Annotated in this window: 13 protein-coding genes, 2 pseudogenes and 1 CRISPR repeat array; all 15 genes and pseudogenes read left to right on the forward strand. The window is 51.2% G+C overall.

All coding sequences use genetic code 11. The features are described from left to right. The first annotated feature begins 13 nt into the window (after positions 1-13). Positions 14-1,540, forward strand: coding sequence for a tripartite tricarboxylate transporter permease (locus CV945_RS01790; protein ID WP_100659022.1), 1,527 nt, complete (start codon positions 14-16; stop codon positions 1,538-1,540). 75 nt (positions 1,541-1,615) lie between these two features. Then, the gene (locus CV945_RS01795) at positions 1,616-3,214 is read left to right on the forward strand and encodes an ATP-binding protein (RefSeq protein WP_100659023.1); all 1,599 of its coding nucleotides are present in this window, start codon (positions 1,616-1,618) and stop codon (positions 3,212-3,214) included. Positions 3,215-3,286: 72 nt separating this feature from the next. Beyond that, positions 3,287-3,973: a response regulator gene (locus tag CV945_RS01800; protein ID WP_033008361.1), complete on the forward strand. Its 687-nt coding sequence runs from the start codon at positions 3,287-3,289 to the stop codon at positions 3,971-3,973. A 75-nt stretch (positions 3,974-4,048) separates the two neighbouring features. Next, positions 4,049-4,984: an AEC family transporter gene (locus CV945_RS01805; protein WP_033008367.1), complete on the forward strand. Its 936-nt coding sequence runs from the start codon at positions 4,049-4,051 to the stop codon at positions 4,982-4,984. A gap of 182 nt (positions 4,985-5,166) precedes the next feature. After that, positions 5,167-5,871: direct repeats of the CRISPR family, unit length 30 nt; unit sequence GTTTTTATCGTACCTATGAGGGATTGAAAC. A gap of 233 nt (positions 5,872-6,104) precedes the next feature. Continuing rightward, positions 6,105-6,203 (forward strand): annotated as a pseudogene (locus CV945_RS01810) (DUF4351 domain-containing protein); the annotation flags it as partial. Between the two features lie 107 nt (positions 6,204-6,310). Then, the gene (locus CV945_RS01815) at positions 6,311-7,357 is read left to right on the forward strand and encodes a LacI family DNA-binding transcriptional regulator (RefSeq protein WP_033008364.1); all 1,047 of its coding nucleotides are present in this window, start codon (positions 6,311-6,313) and stop codon (positions 7,355-7,357) included. Next, a complete protein-coding gene (locus CV945_RS01820) occupies positions 7,344-8,903 on the forward strand; it encodes a gluconokinase (RefSeq protein ID WP_100659024.1) in 1,560 nt (519 codons plus the stop codon). The genes CV945_RS01815 and CV945_RS01820 overlap by 14 nt, the downstream gene beginning before the upstream one ends. A gap of 193 nt (positions 8,904-9,096) precedes the next feature. Then, positions 9,097-9,768, forward strand: a pseudogene (locus CV945_RS01825) (GntT/GntP/DsdX family permease); the annotation flags it as partial. Between the two features lie 117 nt (positions 9,769-9,885). Beyond that, positions 9,886-11,283 carry a methyl-accepting chemotaxis protein gene (locus tag CV945_RS01830; RefSeq protein ID WP_047818477.1) on the forward strand — a complete coding sequence of 466 codons (1,398 nt, stop codon included), beginning with the start codon at positions 9,886-9,888 and terminating at the stop codon, positions 11,281-11,283. Between the two features lie 290 nt (positions 11,284-11,573). After that, positions 11,574-12,830 (forward strand): urea ABC transporter substrate-binding protein, encoded by a 1,257-nt coding sequence (urtA, locus tag CV945_RS01835; protein ID WP_033011712.1) that lies wholly within the window; start codon positions 11,574-11,576, stop codon positions 12,828-12,830. A 61-nt stretch (positions 12,831-12,891) separates the two neighbouring features. Beyond that, on the forward strand, positions 12,892-13,785 hold the full coding sequence (gene urtB, locus CV945_RS01840) for an urea ABC transporter permease subunit UrtB (RefSeq protein ID WP_042380689.1): 894 nt from the start codon (positions 12,892-12,894) through the stop codon (positions 13,783-13,785). 11 nt (positions 13,786-13,796) lie between these two features. After that, positions 13,797-14,855: an urea ABC transporter permease subunit UrtC gene (gene urtC / locus CV945_RS01845; protein WP_042380801.1), complete on the forward strand. Its 1,059-nt coding sequence runs from the start codon at positions 13,797-13,799 to the stop codon at positions 14,853-14,855. Beyond that, positions 14,830-15,594: an urea ABC transporter ATP-binding protein UrtD gene (gene urtD / locus CV945_RS01850; protein WP_055357887.1), complete on the forward strand. Its 765-nt coding sequence runs from the start codon at positions 14,830-14,832 to the stop codon at positions 15,592-15,594. The genes urtC and urtD overlap by 26 nt, the downstream gene beginning before the upstream one ends. Next, the gene (gene urtE / locus CV945_RS01855; RefSeq protein WP_063165752.1) at positions 15,573-16,274 is read left to right on the forward strand and encodes an urea ABC transporter ATP-binding subunit UrtE; all 702 of its coding nucleotides are present in this window, start codon (positions 15,573-15,575) and stop codon (positions 16,272-16,274) included. Before urtD ends, urtE begins: the two co-directional genes overlap by 22 nt. 84 nt (positions 16,275-16,358) lie before the next feature. Beyond that, positions 16,359-16,664, forward strand: a complete 306-nt coding sequence (ureA, locus tag CV945_RS01860) for an urease subunit gamma (RefSeq protein WP_020755308.1) — start codon at positions 16,359-16,361, stop codon at positions 16,662-16,664. Positions 16,665-16,685: the final 21 nt, after the last annotated feature.

Below are 16,685 nucleotides of genomic sequence, written 5' to 3' on the forward strand. Positions count from 1 at the left end.
AAGGAGGGGCATCATGGACACACTATCGTTTTTGTTTGACGGATTTCAGACGGCGCTTCAGCCGCATAACTTGCTGTTTGCGTTTATCGGGGTGTTGATCGGCACGGCGGTCGGCGTGCTTCCTGGGATCGGGCCGATGAGCGGGGTGGCGCTGCTCATTCCGGTGACGGCGTCGATGACATCGGGTTTGAGTCCCGAGCAGGCGGCCGCCAGTTCGATCATTTTGTTGGCCGGCGTCTATTACGGGGCGATGTACGGCGGTTCGACGACATCGATCTTGCTCAATACGCCAGGGGAATCGTCATCCGTTGTCACGACGCTGGACGGCTATCAAATGGCGCGGCAAGGCCGGGCCGGGGCGGCGCTGGCGATTGCGGCGATCGGTTCGTTTGTGGCAGGGATTGTGGCTTTGGTGGGGCTTGTGCTGCTGGCAGAACCACTTTCCAATGTGGCGCTCAAGTTTGGTCCGGCGGAGTATTTTTCGCTCATGCTGCTGGGGCTTGCTGCGGTGAGCGGCCTTGCCGGCAAGTCGATGACGAAAGCGTGGATCATGACCATCTTTGGCCTGCTTCTTTCCACGATCGGGCTCGACAACGTCTCTGGCGTCGCACGCTTCACGTACAACATTTCCTATTTGTATGGGGGGCTGGAGTTTTTAACCGTAGCGGTCGGGTTGTTTGCGTTGGGAGAAGTGTTTAGAGCGATTCTCCATCGGGAAACGAACGAAGGGGAAATTGCTAAAATCGGGCGCATCTTGCCAACCAAATCGGACTTGAAGGAAAGTGCCGGCCCGATTGCCCGCGGGTCGCTGCTCGGATTTTTCATCGGCGTGCTGCCGGGAGCCGGAGCGACGTTGGCCTCATTTTTTTCTTATATTCTTGAAAAGAAAATCAGCAAACATCCAGAAAAATTCGGCCAAGGGACGATCGCCGGCGTCGCGGCGCCCGAGTCGGCGAACAACGGTGCGTCTGGAGGCGCGATGATTCCGCTGTTGACGCTCGGGATTCCGGGGTCCGGGACGACGGCCATTTTGATGGGAGCGCTCATTATGTACAACGTCCAGCCAGGTCCGCTGTTGTTTGATGAACATCCGGCTGTCGCCTGGGGATTGATTGCGAGCATGTTTATCGGAAATGTGATGTTGTTAATTCTCAACATGCCGCTTGTGAAACTATTTGCGAAAATCATCCAAACACCGACGAAGTATTTGTTGCCGCTCATTATCGCCATCTCTGTATTCGGCGTGTATGCGGTGCAAGTGACGACGTTTGATGTGTTTCTGTTGTTGGCATTTGGCTTGCTCGGCTATTGGCTCGCGGAACACGATTACCCGCTCGCGCCTCTTGTATTGGGGCTTGTGCTGGGGCCAATGATTGAAAACAACATGCGCCGGGCGTTGACGGCATCAAACGGGGACTATCTCGTTTTCTTTGAAAAACCGATTTCGCTCGTCTTGTTGGTCATCGCCTTATTGTGGATTGCCGTGCCGTTTTTCATGAAATTACGAGGAAAAACCGTCATTGTCAATGAAGATATGTAATAATAGAAAGAAAGGCTTTCTTCCTTTAGTGGAGGATGGTCTTTCTTTTCATTTTTCCGTTTGGAGGACAGCACGATGAAACTGCAAACACGGTTGATGATGATCATTTGTTCGCTGCTTTTGTTTGTCATCGTGTTTCTTACGTTTTTATTCCAACATATGTTCGCGGAGACTATCAAACAACAAATCGGCATGCGAGCGCTGAATGTGGCCGAGACGGTCGCGTCGACTCCGCTCGTGCGCGAGGCGTTCCGCGACCCGAATCCGTCAGTGCGCTTGCAGCCGTTTGCCGAACATATTCGCCGAAAGACAGGGGCGGAGTACGTAGTGATTGGCAACCGTAAGGGAATCCGCTACGCTCACCCACTGCCAGATCGGATTGGAAAGCATATGGTAGGGGGCGACAACGGCGAAGTGCTGAAAGGCAAAGCGATTATTTCCGAGGCGGTCGGTTCGCTTGGTCCGGCGATCCGGGGAAAAGCGCCGATTTTTGATGAAAACGGACATGTGATCGGCATTGTTTCGGTTGGTTTTTTGCTAGAGGATATTCAGCGTACAGTATGGTCGTATCGTATGAAGATGTTTCTCTTCTCCGTTTTTGCCCTCTTTCTCGGAGCGGTGGGCGCCGTGGCGATCGCCAGGGCGGTGAAAAAATCGATTCATGGCCTTGAACCGGAAGAAATCGGTTTGCTCTACCAAGAAAAGCAGGCGATTTTAGAAGCGATTCGCGAAGGAATTGTGGCCATCAATCAAGAAGGAACGATTACGATGGTCAATCAAACGGCGCTGAAGCTGCTTGGGTATGAGAACGAACGCGATGTGTTGGGAATGCCGATCTTGCAGCTTATTCCCCACTCGAGGCTGCCTGAAGTCATTCGGACGGGGCAGGCGGAATTTGACGATGAAATGGTGTTAGGGGAAGAAACCGTCATTGCCAACCGCATTCCGATCAAAGACAAGCAAGGGCGTGTGATTGGAGCGGTATCGACGTTTCGAAACAAATCGGAATTGTATCGCTTGACCAAAGAGTTATCGCAGCTTCGCAGTTATGCCGATGCCTTGCGCGCGCAAACGCACGAATTTTCCAACAAGCTGTATTTGATCTCTGGCCTGATTCAACTGGAATCGTATGAGGAAGCGCTTGAACTGATCGCAAAAGAGACCGACTTGCAACAAAACATCGTCCGGTTTGTCATGAAAGAAATTCCGGATCCGATCATCGGCGGGCTGCTGATTGGCAAGTTCAACCGCGCCCATGAGCTGAAAATCACCTTTGAAATTGATCGGGAAAGCAGTTTTCGCGATGTGCCGCCATGGATCGATCGCGACCATTTGGTGACGATTGTCGGGAATTTGTTGGATAACGCCATGGAAGCGGTCCTCCACAACGGAAAAGAAGAGAAACGAGTGACCATTTTTTTGACCGACCTCGGCGATGACTTGATTATTGAGGTCGAGGATAACGGATTAGGCGTTGATCCGGATGTGGCGGAACGGATATACGACCGCGGCTTTTCGACCAAAGCCAACGGCCTCCGTGGGTATGGGCTTGATCTTGTCAAGAAGGCGCTGGCGATGCTTGGTGGGCAAATCACCTACCAGTCGAAACAAGGAGAGGGAACGGTGTTTACCGTCATTATTCCGAAGCGGTCGGGCCGTGCCAACCCATGCTGAAAGAAAGCATTTCCCATAAAAGGCCTCTACACCTTTATGCATCAATATTTCGGAGGGAGGGAAGCAGAGGGGATGATTCGTGTACTTATTATTGAAGACGACCGCCGCATCGCTGAAATTAATCGGCGCTTTGTCGAGAAAGTGAACGGGTATGAAGTGGTCGGCATTGCCACGAACGCCGAAGAGGCAAGGGAATTGACAGAGGTGCTGCAACCCGACGTGTTGTTGCTTGATGTCTATTTTCCGGATATGAACGGCCTCTCTTTTTTAAAATGGGTTCGGGAACGCTTTTCCAATATCGATATTATTATGATCACAGCAGCACGAGAAGTGGATGCCTTGAAACAAGCGCTGCATGGCGGGGTGTTTGATTATATTATCAAGCCGATTATGTTTGATCGATTTGTCGACACATTGCATCGGTATAAAGAGTACTATGACAAAATGCAGCGGTGGGTGAAAGAGAAAGAGTGGATTGGCCAAGAAGATGTTGATGAACTGATGGGAAGAGAATGGTCCGTTAAGGAACAGCCGATGTTGCCTAAAGGCATTCAGCCGTTGACGCTGGAAAAAGTGTTAGCGGTTGTTAGGCAGTGCCAAGAAGGCATCACTGCTGAAGAAGTCGGACGGCAAATTGGCACAAGCCGGACGACCGCCCGTCGATATTTAGAATACCTTGTCTCCACGGGACAAGTGCTAGCCGATATTGTCTATGGATCGGTCGGTCGTCCGGAGCGGATTTATCGAAAAAAAGTGTAAAAGGCGGGATGTCTGAACAACGTTATACAAGGAACATCGAGCCGACATATGCACAAAGAAAGCGGGGGAAACGTCTTGGCTGTTTTTAGCGGAATTGTATTGCAAGTGATGGTTCCTATGCTGTTGATTGTCGGCTTGGGAGCAGGGCTTCACCGTTTCTTTCGTCTTGACCTCAATACATTATCCAAATTGAACATGTATGTCCTGCTGCCGGCAGTCGCATTCATCAACGTGTATGACAGTGAGTTGAATGGAAAGGTGTTAGCGGCTATCTTAGGGTTTCTTCTGTTGCAAAACGGCGGGCTGATGGTTTTGAGTAGGATCATGGCGAAACTATTCAAACTGGAGCGAAGTATGGCAGCGGTGTTTCAAAATACGGTTGTGCTGAACAATTCTGGCAACTTCGGCATTCCTGTCAGCCAGCTGGTGTTTCACCAACATCCGCTCGGGGCGACGATTCAAATCATCGTGACCATTTTTCAAAACTTCTTGACCAATACATATGGAGTGTATCAGTTCGTGTCAGGAAACGGGAAAAGTGGGAAATGGGCTGCTGAGATATGGAAAAATCCCGTTCTTCACGCGCTGTTGTTCGGTGTGATCTGCCGATGGCTTCACGTCCCAATCCCATCATTTTTATGGACGCCGCTTCAGCGGGTCGCCGACGCGTTTTTAGCCATCGCCCTCTTTACGTTGGGAGCGCAAATCGCCTACACCCGTTTTAACGCCTTGCCGCCGCTTGTGTATGCAAGTGTGTTTGGGCGTCTCGTTTTGTCGCCGCTGTTGGCTGGGTCTTTGATCTTTCTATTAGGAATGGATGGCGTGACGGCTCAGGCGTTGCTCATTGCTAGTTCCTATCCGTGCTCGCGCAATACGGCGCTGTATGCACTCGAGTATGACTGCCACCCAGATTACGCCGCCCAGGCGGTGTTGGTGTCGACTTTGTTGAGCGCCATTACCGTGACAGGCACAGTATATGCGGCCCGTCTGCTGTTTCCGATTGGCGGATGAAAACGGGGGCAAGTTGTCGTCGACCTCCAATCGTGCAAAAATCCCGGGGGATCGACGACAATGTTTTTTTGCGTCAAAATCCTACAAACAACACGGCTAAACGGTATTGACAGAATTTTTGAAACGTGATATTCTGAAAACAGCTCAGAGAGAAAAAGCTTGATTTGATGCGTATGGTTTGGGTTTTTATCGTACCTATGAGGGATTGAAACAACATCATCCTGACGACGTTGAGTTTGTCGTGCTCGACGTTTTTATCGTACCTATGAGGGATTGAAACTGGGAGGAGCTTGGGCGTCCGGGGGAGTAGTTTTCGTTTTTATCGTACCTATGAGGGATTGAAACAATAGCCTGCAAGCCCTCTCGCGATCGCAAATACAGCGTTTTTATCGTACCTATGAGGGATTGAAACCAATAGTGATGCGAACAATTGTAAATCAATTCCGCGCGTTTTTATCGTACCTATGAGGGATTGAAACGTTCGTACGCCTCGAGTGCCGCGTTGCACTCCGCCAATTCCGTTTTTATCGTACCTATGAGGGATTGAAACTAAGAATGGACACAGGGGAAAAGATAGAAAAGGCAGAGTTTTTATCGTACCTATGAGGGATTGAAACAATCAAGCGGAAGATGTTCCAAGAGGCTTGGAAAATTTGTTTTTATCGTACCTATGAGGGATTGAAACGTCGAGGATGTGGACTTGCGATACACACCGTCAGGGTTTTTATCGTACCTATGAGGGATTGAAACAAGTATCTCGCTATTGCTCCTATCGACGCGAACCATGGCGGTTTTTATCGTACCTATGAGGGATTGAAACTAACTTTCTTTAATCATGATTCCGATCCGGAGACCGAGTTTTTATCGTACCTATGAGGGATTGAAACAACAAAATTTCGAACGAAAGTTTTTGAATGACCTCAAGTTTTTACGTACCTACGAGGAACTGAAACTATTCCCCCCAAAGCTGAACCGCTGCTCAGTTCGGCTTGTTTTACGGCTCAACGTCGGAAAAGGGCAAATGGCGCATGCCCAAAAAACGTGGGGAGGGACAAGGAGGAATTTGGCCGCGAAGAGCGAATACAGTACGGTGAATCCGACAATTGCAGGGAGGGAAAACGTGGCCAAACAGCGCATCGATCATGACCGGTTGTTCAAAGAGTTGCTGTCGACATTTTTTGAGGAGTTTTTGCTTCTTTTCTTTCCCCACGTGTACGAGCAAACAAAACTTATTGTAAACCGCTTTCATTTGGTTTATAATAAAGCTAAACCGGTTTATGAAAACGCTTTGAACTAAATCGATTTAGTACGAGAGAGGGATCCCTTTTGAAAAAAGTAACGATGGCCGATGTCGCGAAATTGGCCAACGTTTCGAAAAGCACGGTCTCGCAATACTTGAACAAACGCTATGAATATATGAGCGAGGAAACAAGAAAGCGCATCGCTCAAGCGATCGAGGAACTTGGCTATCAGCCAAACGCCATCGCCCGCAGCTTAAAGCAAAAGACGACAGCGACCATTGGCGTGATTGTTTTTAATATGCTTCATATGATGACAACGCAAATGCTGCACGCCATTGAAGAGGAATGCCAAAAGCGCGGGTTTCAAGTCATTGTCTGCAATTCCGGCGATGATCCGGATAAGGAAAAAACATATGTTGATACGCTGCTGGCGAAGCAAGTGGACGGGTTGATCGTGTTTCCAACAGGGAAGAACGAGGACGTCTATCGCCGTCTTGTCGAGGAACGGTTTCCACTTGTGTTTGTCGACCGGATGGTGCCGGGAGTGGAGGCAGACAGCGTGCTGCTTGATAATGCAGGTGCAGCGGAAATGGCGGTTCAGTATTTCGCTTCCTATGGCTACGACCGGATTGCCATTGTCACCCCGCCGCTTGTCCCTTACAACGTGCCGCGGATGGAACGATTTGAAGGGTTTCGGGCGGCTATGCGCAAAAGAGGACTGGACGTTGAAGATGGGAACATCATCGCCGCTGATCCGGACGCGCTGCCGGAAGTGTTGAAACAACGGTTTGCCGAACCGAAGCGGCCTAATGCCTTGTTTGCGATCAACGACTTGACGCTGATGGGGGTTTTGCGGTTTGTGAAAGACGCAGGGGTTCGTGTGCCGGATGAGGTGGCGATCATCAACATCGATGATGTGCCGTTTGCCGATATTTATACACCGGCGTTGACGACGATCGCCCAGCCAACGTTTGCGATGGGAAAAAAAGCGGCGGAGCGTGTGTTTGAACAAATGGATTCGAATCATGCCGACAGCCCGCGCGTGTTTCGTTTCTCCCCGGCATTGGTGGAGCGGACATGGATCAAACGGGGAAATGGCAAAGAAGGGAGGAGAAACGATGAAGATTCATGAACGTGTCGTCATCGGTGTGGACATCGGGACGACGAGCACGAAAGCCGTTGTGTTTGGCGAACAGGGACGAGTGCTGGCCTCTCATGCGATCGACTATCCGATCATCCAGCCGCACCCGGGGTTTGCGGAGCAGGATCCCGATGAACTGTTTGCGGCGGTCGTTCAAGCGGTCGGGGCGGTGACGATCCGCCACGGCATCCGCCCAGCGCAAGTGAAAGCTATGGGTTTAAGCGCGGCGATGCACTCGATTATGGTGCTTGACGAGTCGGGGCGGCCGCTCACTCGCTTAATCATCTGGGCGGACAACCGAAGCGTGGCTCAAACGGAGCGGCTGTTGAAAGAACAGAACGGGCTTGATATTTATCGGCGGACGGGGACACCGATCCACCCGATGTCCCCGTTGCCGAAACTGCTTTGGCTGAAAGAGAAGCAGCCGGATGTGTTTCGGCAAGCCCGCTGGTTTGTCTCTGTGAAAGACTATGTGCTTTACCGCCTATATGGCGATTATATCGCTGACCATTCGCTCGCTTCAGCCACTGGTTTGTTCCGCCTCGATACGCTTGATTGGGACGAGGGTGTGCTTTCGTTTCTTGGTATCAGCCGCGAGCAGCTGCCGCGTTTAGTTCCAGCTATACACATTCTGCAAGGAATGAAGAAAGAATGGGCGGATAAAATGGGGGTATCCGCTGATGTGCCCGTCGTTATCGGCGCAAGTGACGGCGTGCTCGCCAATGTCGGTGTCGGGGCGGTGCTTCCGGGGGAAGCAGCGATTACAATCGGGACGAGCGGGGCGGTGCGGACGATCGCGGCAAAACCGACGACCGATGAAAAAGGGCGGACGTTTTGTTATGCGTTGACGCCCGGCTATTGGGTCGTCGGCGGACCGACGAACAACGGCGGCATTTTGCTTCGCTGGCTGCGCGATGAGTTCGGCGCCCAGGAGCGGGAAGTGGCGAAAAAGCTCGGAATGGATCCATACGATTTGTTGACGAAATACGCCGAACGTGTTCCGCCTGGATCCGAGGGGCTGGTGTTTTTGCCGTTTTTATCGGGCGAGCGGGCGCCGTATTGGAACGCGAACGCGCGCGGAACGTTTTTTGGACTTGGCCTTCATCATCGACGTGAACATTTGATTCGTGCCGTGATGGAAGGCGTCTGCTTCAGCATCCTATCCGTCGCCTTGGCCATTCGCGATGTCACGGGGCCGATGTCGGAAATCCGTGTCTCGGGCGGATTCGCCAAGTCGCCGTTTTGGCGGCAAATGCTTTCTGATATGCTCGGCAAACCGCTCATCGTGCCGCAGACGCACGAGGCGTCGGCGCTGGGGGCGGCTGCGGTGGCGCTTTACGCGTTAGGCGAGCTGCCGCCGCTGGAAACGGTGAAAACGTGGATCGACACAACGGCCCGCCATGAGCCGAAGGAAGAACATACGCTCATTTACGCTGAACTGTTTGATTTGTATGCCCGCTTGTATGAGCGATTGAAAGAGGAATTTGACATCATCGCTGCGTTTCAGCGGCGGAGTGGGGAAAGGGAGGAAGACTAAATCGATTTAGCTGGCTATGATCGGGCGCTAAATCGATTTAGCCCTTTCCTTCAAAGATCTGAAAACGTTTGCTTTGTTCACTAAATCGATTTATCTCAAAGATAAAGGGGGAGCTTGTGATGGAAATCGCCATTGTTGTTGCTGCTATTATCGTGTTATTATTGCTCATTAGCTTGTGCAGCATAAAGAAGCACGTGAGCTTCCTGGCTTTGGCAATACGCTGTTCACGATTTTGCTTCCGGTCATTTTGATGTTGATTGCCTCTGTGGCAAACGTGACGCTTGATCAAAAGTCAGAAGCGGCGAAAGTGCTGCGCTTTATCGGCGACCCGATTGTTGCGCTCTTGATCGCGACGGTTTATTCGTTCTTTAGCTTAGGCTACGCCCGCGGCTTCAACCGCGACGCTGTCTTGAAATTTGCCAACGACTGCCTCGGCCCGGTCGCGAACATCCTGCTTGTCATCGGGGCGGGCGGCGCATTCAACAAAGTGCTGCTTGATTCCGGCATCGGCGAACAAATCGCGGAAGTGGCGAAACACTCGCACTTCTCTCCGCTCCTGTTAGGCTGGGGCATTGCGGCGCTCATTCGCGTAGCGACGGGATCGGCGACCGTCTCGATGATGACCGCTGCCGGCATCGTTGCCCCCATCGCGGCTACCATGCCGGGAACGAATATGGAACTGCTTGTCTTGGCGACCGGCGCGGGTTCGTTGATCTTGTCGCACGTCAATGACTCCGGCTTCTGGATGATCAAAGAATATTTCGGCATGACGGTGAAAGAAACGCTCATGACATGGACAGTCATGGAAACGATTATTTCGGTGGTGGCGTTTGTCTTCATTTTGTTATTGAATATGGTTCTCTAGCCTTTTCCAGGCAAGACGCTCGTTTTTAGAAGAACGGGCGTCTTATTTTTATATGTCCTTTTGTTATATTTTATATTATAATTATGTAATAAAAAATGACATAAGGAGTGACGCCTGTTGATTTTTGCGAGACGTGCGGAACGAAAAATAAAGCGCGAACTGGATCAGCCTCGACGTGAGGAAACGCAGGGAGGACCGCAACAAATTGCAAGGCAAATTGTTGTGGCGGTTGATCAGCTCAAAGCAGCGATGGAACAGATGAAGATGGCGGCACTTTCGCTGAATGACATTTCCGATTCAAGCCGGAATAGTGCGGCAGAGCTGATGGACCATAGCGAGAAAACGGTGGAGTATACGGAAAAAGTGGCGAACAAAATGCGAACAATCGAGGAGGCGGCTAGGGAAATCGCTGCATCTTCGCGTGATATGTATGCGAGCAGCCAGCAGTTTTCCGAACATTGGCTGCATTCATGGAATTCATTGGAGACGTTGCAAAAAGAAATTCGAACACTGCGCTCCCACCATGAAACGTTATTGGAACAAATGGACCATCTCGTTCATCATTCGCGACGCATCAATGAAATTATATCAGCGATCGGCGAGATTTCGCAGAAAACGAAAATTTTGTCGCTCAATGCCAATATTGAGGCGGCTCGTGCGGGAGAACATGGGCGCGGGTTTGCGGTCGTCGCGCGGGAAATCGGCATGTTGGCGAATCAAACATCGGAAGCTGTCCAGCAAACACAGGATATTTTGTCCCTTATTCAACGCGAAATCGCAGCGACAACCGATATCGTTCGCGAAGAAACAAGGCAAATCGATGTCGAAGAGAAAGAAATGGAAGCGATTATGTCGTTCCTTCATTTGCTGCAGCGACAGCTGAATGATATGACGGACCTCGTCTCCTCTTCTGTCCGGTCAGCGTCTGGGCAGTCGGACAGCGTGAAAGAAATCGCCGTTCTCCTAGAAGAAATCGTGCAATTGAGCCGGGAAAATCAACGGTTTGTCGAGCGAGTGACGGCGGATATGAACGAACAGCATGAAAGCGTCGAACAGATTTTGCGCATTAATGAAGCGCTGCAAAAGACAGCGGAGGAGCTGCAGCAAACGGTCGGACGTGATTGGATGAGAGAAACGATTTCTGTCGATGATGCGGTCGTGAAAAACACGATTCAGAAACTATCGGCTTTGCTTCAGTCAGCTCCGTTGGAACAAATGGATGAGGCCATGCATCAACGCGTGCTGGATCGATTTTTATCTGAGAATGGAGAGATTGAGGCTGTCTGGTCGAATCGTCTTGATGGGGCGTTTGTCTATTCGAACCCGCCAGCCGGATTGGTCAACGCCAAAGTCCGGTCGTGGTTTCAGGAAGCTTGTAGAGGAACAGTGTACGTTTCCGATCCGTATGTATCGGCATTGACGAAACATCTTTGCGTCACGGTGTCCGCTCCCATTAGGGATCATAACGGTCAAATTGTCGGGGTCATTGGAGTGGATTTGTCGCTTGTGAAATGAACGATGCCCCAAAAAGGTGCATGTGTGCCTTTTTGGGGCATGTTTTGTTTTTCGACCTGGCTGATTGGTCGGAAGATGATTGATAATAAATATAACAAAAATATGTAATAAAATATGACAAATATGTTGAGTCCGCGAAACGTGGGCCTTATACTGCTAATCAAGAACAAATCCTCAACGTGGAGAACATGCATCGCTTTTGAGGAACAAGGGAGGGATGCGCTCTTTTAGATGAATGAGGGGCAGGAATTCATCGATGTTTCAAATGAATAGGGGGGAAGGGTGTGCGAATGAAACCAGCATTCATGTGGAAATTATGGCTGCTTTTATGCGTCAGTGTTTTTGCTCTTGGGGGATGTGCGGCGTCATCAGCTGTTGATCAAGCAAAAAACGAAAACAAAAAGGATTCGTCTTCGGCTAGTAAAGAAGGCGATACGGTCAAAGTAGGGATTCTCCATTCGCTGAGCGGAACGATGGCCATCAGTGAAGTGTCGCTGCGCGATGCCGAGTTAATGGCCATTGAGGAAATCAATGCATCGGGCGGGCTGCTCGGCAAGAAGATTGAACCGATTGTGGAAGATGGAGCGTCCGACTGGCCGACATTTGCCGAAAAGGCGAAAAAATTGCTGCAAAAAGATCAAGTGGCCGCCATTTTCGGCGGTTGGACATCGGCGAGCCGCAAGGCGATGCTTCCGGTTGTGGAGCAAAACAACGGGCTGCTTTGGTATCCGGTGCAATACGAAGGGATGGAGTCGTCTCCGAACATCTTTTACACTGGGGCGACGACGAATCAACAAATCGTTCCAGCGGTCAGCTGGCTCCTGAAAAACCGCGGCAAGACGTTTTTCTTGCTTGGATCGGATTACGTCTTTCCGCGGACAGCGAACAAAATCATCAAGGCCCAGTTGAAGGCCGAAGGTGGGCAAGTGGTCGGGGAAGAATATACGCCGCTCGGCCATACCGATTATAGCACCATTATCAGCAAAATCAAACAAGTGAAACCGGCTGTCGTCTTCAATACGCTCAACGGCGATAGCAATGTCGCCTTTTTCAAACAGTTGAAAGACGCTGGCATCACACCGAAAGACGTGACGGTGATGTCCGTCAGTATCGCGGAAGAAGAAATACGCGGGATCGGGCCGGATGTGTTGGCCGGTCATTTGGCTGTGTGGAACTATTTTCAGACGACCGATACACCGGAGAATAAGGCATTTGTACAAAAGTATAAAGAAAAGTATGGACAAGACCGCGTGACGGCTGACCCGATTGAAGCGGCGTATACTGCGGTTCATTTATGGGCCGAAGCAGTGAAAAAAGCCGGTTCCTTTGATGTGGATCAAGTGAAAAAAGCGGCGGCCGGCCTTGAATACAAGGCGCCGGAAGGAACAGTGAAAATTGACGGGGAAACGCAGCATTTATGGAAAACGGTGCGCATTGGCGAAATCCAAGCGGACGGACAATTCAAAGAGTTATGGAATTCCGGCCAGCCGGTGAAGCCGGATCCGTATTTAAAGAGCTACCCATGGGCGAAAGGATTAAGTGAATAGTTGCATGGGGAGGAAGGCATGTCCTTCCTTCTTGCCCAGCGGACATGAGAGGGGGACGGCGATGTTTATTGACCAATTATTCAACGGGCTGAGCGTCGGTTCGATTTTGCTTTTGATCGCCATTGGGTTGGCGATCACCTTTGGATTGATGGGCGTCATCAATATGGCGCACGGTGAACTGATGATGGTCGGCGCGTACACAACCTACGTTATTCAACAAATCTTTGCCCATCATGCGCCGCAATCAGCGGGGATGTACTTTGTCATTGCCATTCCGTCGTCGTTTCTCATCGCTGCCTTGCTTGGGTGGGGGCTGGAAAAAAGTTTGATCCGCCATTTGTACCACCGCCCGCTGGACAGTTTGTTGGCGACATGGGGGATCAGTTTGATTTTGCAACAGACCGCCCGACTTATCTTTGGGGCGCCCAACGTGGCGGTTGTGCCGCCAAGCTGGCTGGATGGTGGAATCCGCTTGTTTGGGGCGGTGTTTCCGTATAAACGGTTGTTTATTCTCTGTCTTGTATTGGCGATCGTGTTCTTTCTTTATATGTATTTAACGAAAACACGAGCTGGCCGACGCATTCAGGCTGTCACCATGAACCGGCCGATGGCGGCCTGTCTCGGCATTGCCACGCAGAAAGTTGATGCATACTCGTTTGCGATCGGTTCAGGATTGGCGGGGGTGGCGGGATGTGCGTTGACCTTGCTTGGGCCGATTGGGCCGACGATCGGCACGTACTATATTGTCGATGCATTTATGGTCGTCATTTTAGGAGGAGTGGGAAAACTGGCTGGGACGCTGCTGGGAGCGTTTGGCCTCGGCTTAATCTCCACCTTTGTCGAATATTCCACAAGCGCCACCATCGCCAAAGTCATTGTGTTCGTTCTCATTATTGCGTTCTTGCAATGGAAACCGTCCGGTCTTCTTAGCTTGAGGACGCGGTCGCTCGATTGAGGGGAGGAAGCATCGTGAACAAACGTTGGGGATACTGGCTGTTTTTCGTTGCTTTGTTTTTGGCGCCATTTTATTTAACGGAGTTTCGCCTGTCTTTGCTTGGCAAATTTCTTTGCTTTGCCATCGTGGCGGTCGGCATTTCTCTCATTTGGGGATATACCGGCATTTTGAGCCTCGGCCATGGGGTGTATTTTGGATTGGGTGCTTATTGCATGGCGATGTATTTGAAGCTCGAAGCTTCGCGAGGGCATTTGCCTGATTTTATGGAGTGGAGCAGCGTGCGCGAACTGCCGTGGTTTTGGAAGCCGTTTGCGCATCCTGTCGTGGCCGTCATAGCAGCGATCGTCTTGCCTGCATTGCTGGCTGCCCTATTAAGCTATTTCACGTTTAAAAATCGGATTCAAGGCGTCTATTTTTCTCTCCTTTCCCAGGCGGTTGTTGTCGTGTTTGTTACGCTGTTTATCGGCAAGCAAGAATGGACGGGTGGAACGAACGGCTTGACCAATTTTTCGACCGTGTTCGGCTTTTCGTTATCATCGCCGCTTACGCAAATTGTGTTGTATTGGCTGACAGCAGCTGTTCTTGCCCTCATTTTCGTTATGACGCGCCGTCTAACGACTGGTCGGCTAGGAAAAGTGCTCATTGCCATTCGCGATGCTGAAAATCGGGTTCGTTTTTTAGGGTTTAATCCGACCGTCTATAAAGTGTTTGTGTATAGTTTGTCAGCCGCCTTTGCCGGAGTGGCAGGCGCATTGTTTGTCCTGCAAGTCGGGCTCATTTCCCCGGAGATGATGGGGATTATTCCTTCAATCGAAATGGTGCTGTGGGCTGCTGTCGGCGGACGCCACTCGCTCATGGGCGCGATTATGGGCGCGATCGTCATGAACACGGCGAAAAGCTTTTTAAGCGAAAATTATCCGGATCTATGGCTGCTTTTGTTAGGCGCCTTGTTTGTCGTTGTTGTGCTGTTTGTTCCGAAGGGATTGGCGGGCATTTATGAATCGCTCGCTGCCGTTCGCATCAAAGAAAAAAGGGGGCATGAATGTGAAGCCCGTGTTGATGTGTCGTGACGTCGTCGTTGACTTCGATGGATTTCGCGCTTTGCAAGGCGTTGATCTCGCGGTTTACCCTCATGAAGTGCGATTTTTGATCGGCCCGAACGGAGCGGGAAAAACGACGCTACTCGATGTCATTTGCGGGCGGACGAGAGCGACGGACGGCCGAGTGCTGTTTTTCTCCCATGACATCACGAAACGGCCCGAATATGAAATTGTGCAAATGGGGATCGCCCGGAAGTTTCAAAGCCCTTCCATTTTTCCGTTTTTGACGGTGTGGGAAAATATGGAGTTAGCCATGCGACAAGATCGGCGTCTGCGTTCCGTTTTGCGGGCGAAGCTGACTGGAGAAGAGAAAGAAATGATGGCAGCACAGCTAGAGAAAATTGGATTGCTCGATGAACGTCATCGCTTAGCGGGCTCGCTGTCTCATGGCCAAAAGCAGTGGTTGGAAATCGGCATGCAGCTCATTCAGCGTCCGCAGCTCCTCCTATTGGATGAGCCGATCGCCGGCATGAGTGCGGCGGAGCGGGAGCGCACGGGGGAATGGCTCCATGAAATGGCCGAACATTGTGCGGTCATTATTGTCGAGCATGATATGGACTTTGTCCGCCGCTATTCCAAACAAGTGACAGTCATGCATGAAGGAAAAGTATTGTGCGAAGGATCGATGGATGAAGTGCAGCAAAACGAACAAGTGATCGATGTGTACCTTGGAAGGGGGAAAAACGCGTGCTGCGCCTCCGGGATGTAACGGCTGGCTATGACGGAAGTGTGGTGCTCGATCATGTTGACATGGATGTTCCTCTTGGTCGGGTGACGGCGGTGTTGGGCAGAAACGGGGTTGGAAAAACGACGTTGATGAAGACGATCATCGGGTTGATTCGCCCGATGTCAGGCGTCATCGAATGGGAGGGGGAAGATATCACGCGCTGGCCGCCGGAGCGGCGGGCGCGAGCGGGGATCGGCTATGTGCCGCAAGGGAGGGAAATTTTTTCGGCGTTGACGGTGGAGGAAAATATTCTTCTCGGGCTGGAAGCGCAGGCCGAAAAAGTCCGTCCCCAGCCGACCCTTGATGAAATGTACGCGCTGTTCCCGATTTTAAAAGAGATGCGCCAGCGAAAAGGAGGAGATTTAAGCGGCGGACAGCAGCAACAGCTGGCCATTGCCCGCGCGTTGGCCGGCCGGCCGAAACTGCTCTTGCTTGATGAACCGATGGAAGGCATTCAGCCCTCGATCGTTGCGTTGATTCATGATGCGATTATGAAAATCGCCGAAGAAAAGCAGGTTGGCATCATATTGGTCGAACATAACGTGGAGCTGGCGTTTTCTTGTGCCGATCGTTTCTATATTTTGGATCGCGGCGCTGTCGTGGCGAAAGGGGATGTCGATGGGGCTGATTTGACTTATATTCAATCGTTTCTTGCTGTTTAAGCAGCAGACAGCGGTGTTAGCGAATGAGAGATTTTTTGAACCTGCGAGTATAGGCGGGAGCATTCAAGAGGGGGGAAGAGATGAGTGAAACTGACTCCGCGTGAACAGGAAAAGCTGCTGATCGTCGTTGCCGCTGATTTGGCGCGCCGCCGGAAAGAGCGGGGCTTGAAGCTAAATTATCCGGAAGCGGTGGCGCTCATTACGTATGAACTGATGGAAGGAGCCCGCGACGGGCGGACGGTGGCGGAGTTGATGCAATACGGCGCAACGATTTTGACGCGCGATGATGTGATGGAAGGCGTCGCTGACATGATCGACGAGATTCAAGTCGAGGCGACGTTTCCGGACGGCACGAAACTCGTCACGGTCCACCAGCCGATCCGGTCGTAATAGCGCCGGCCGATTCCGATG

It is taken from the genome of Geobacillus sp. Manikaran-105 (genome assembly GCF_002809955.1).
GTDB classification, from domain to species: Bacteria; Bacillota; Bacilli; order Bacillales; family Anoxybacillaceae; genus Geobacillus; species Geobacillus thermophilus.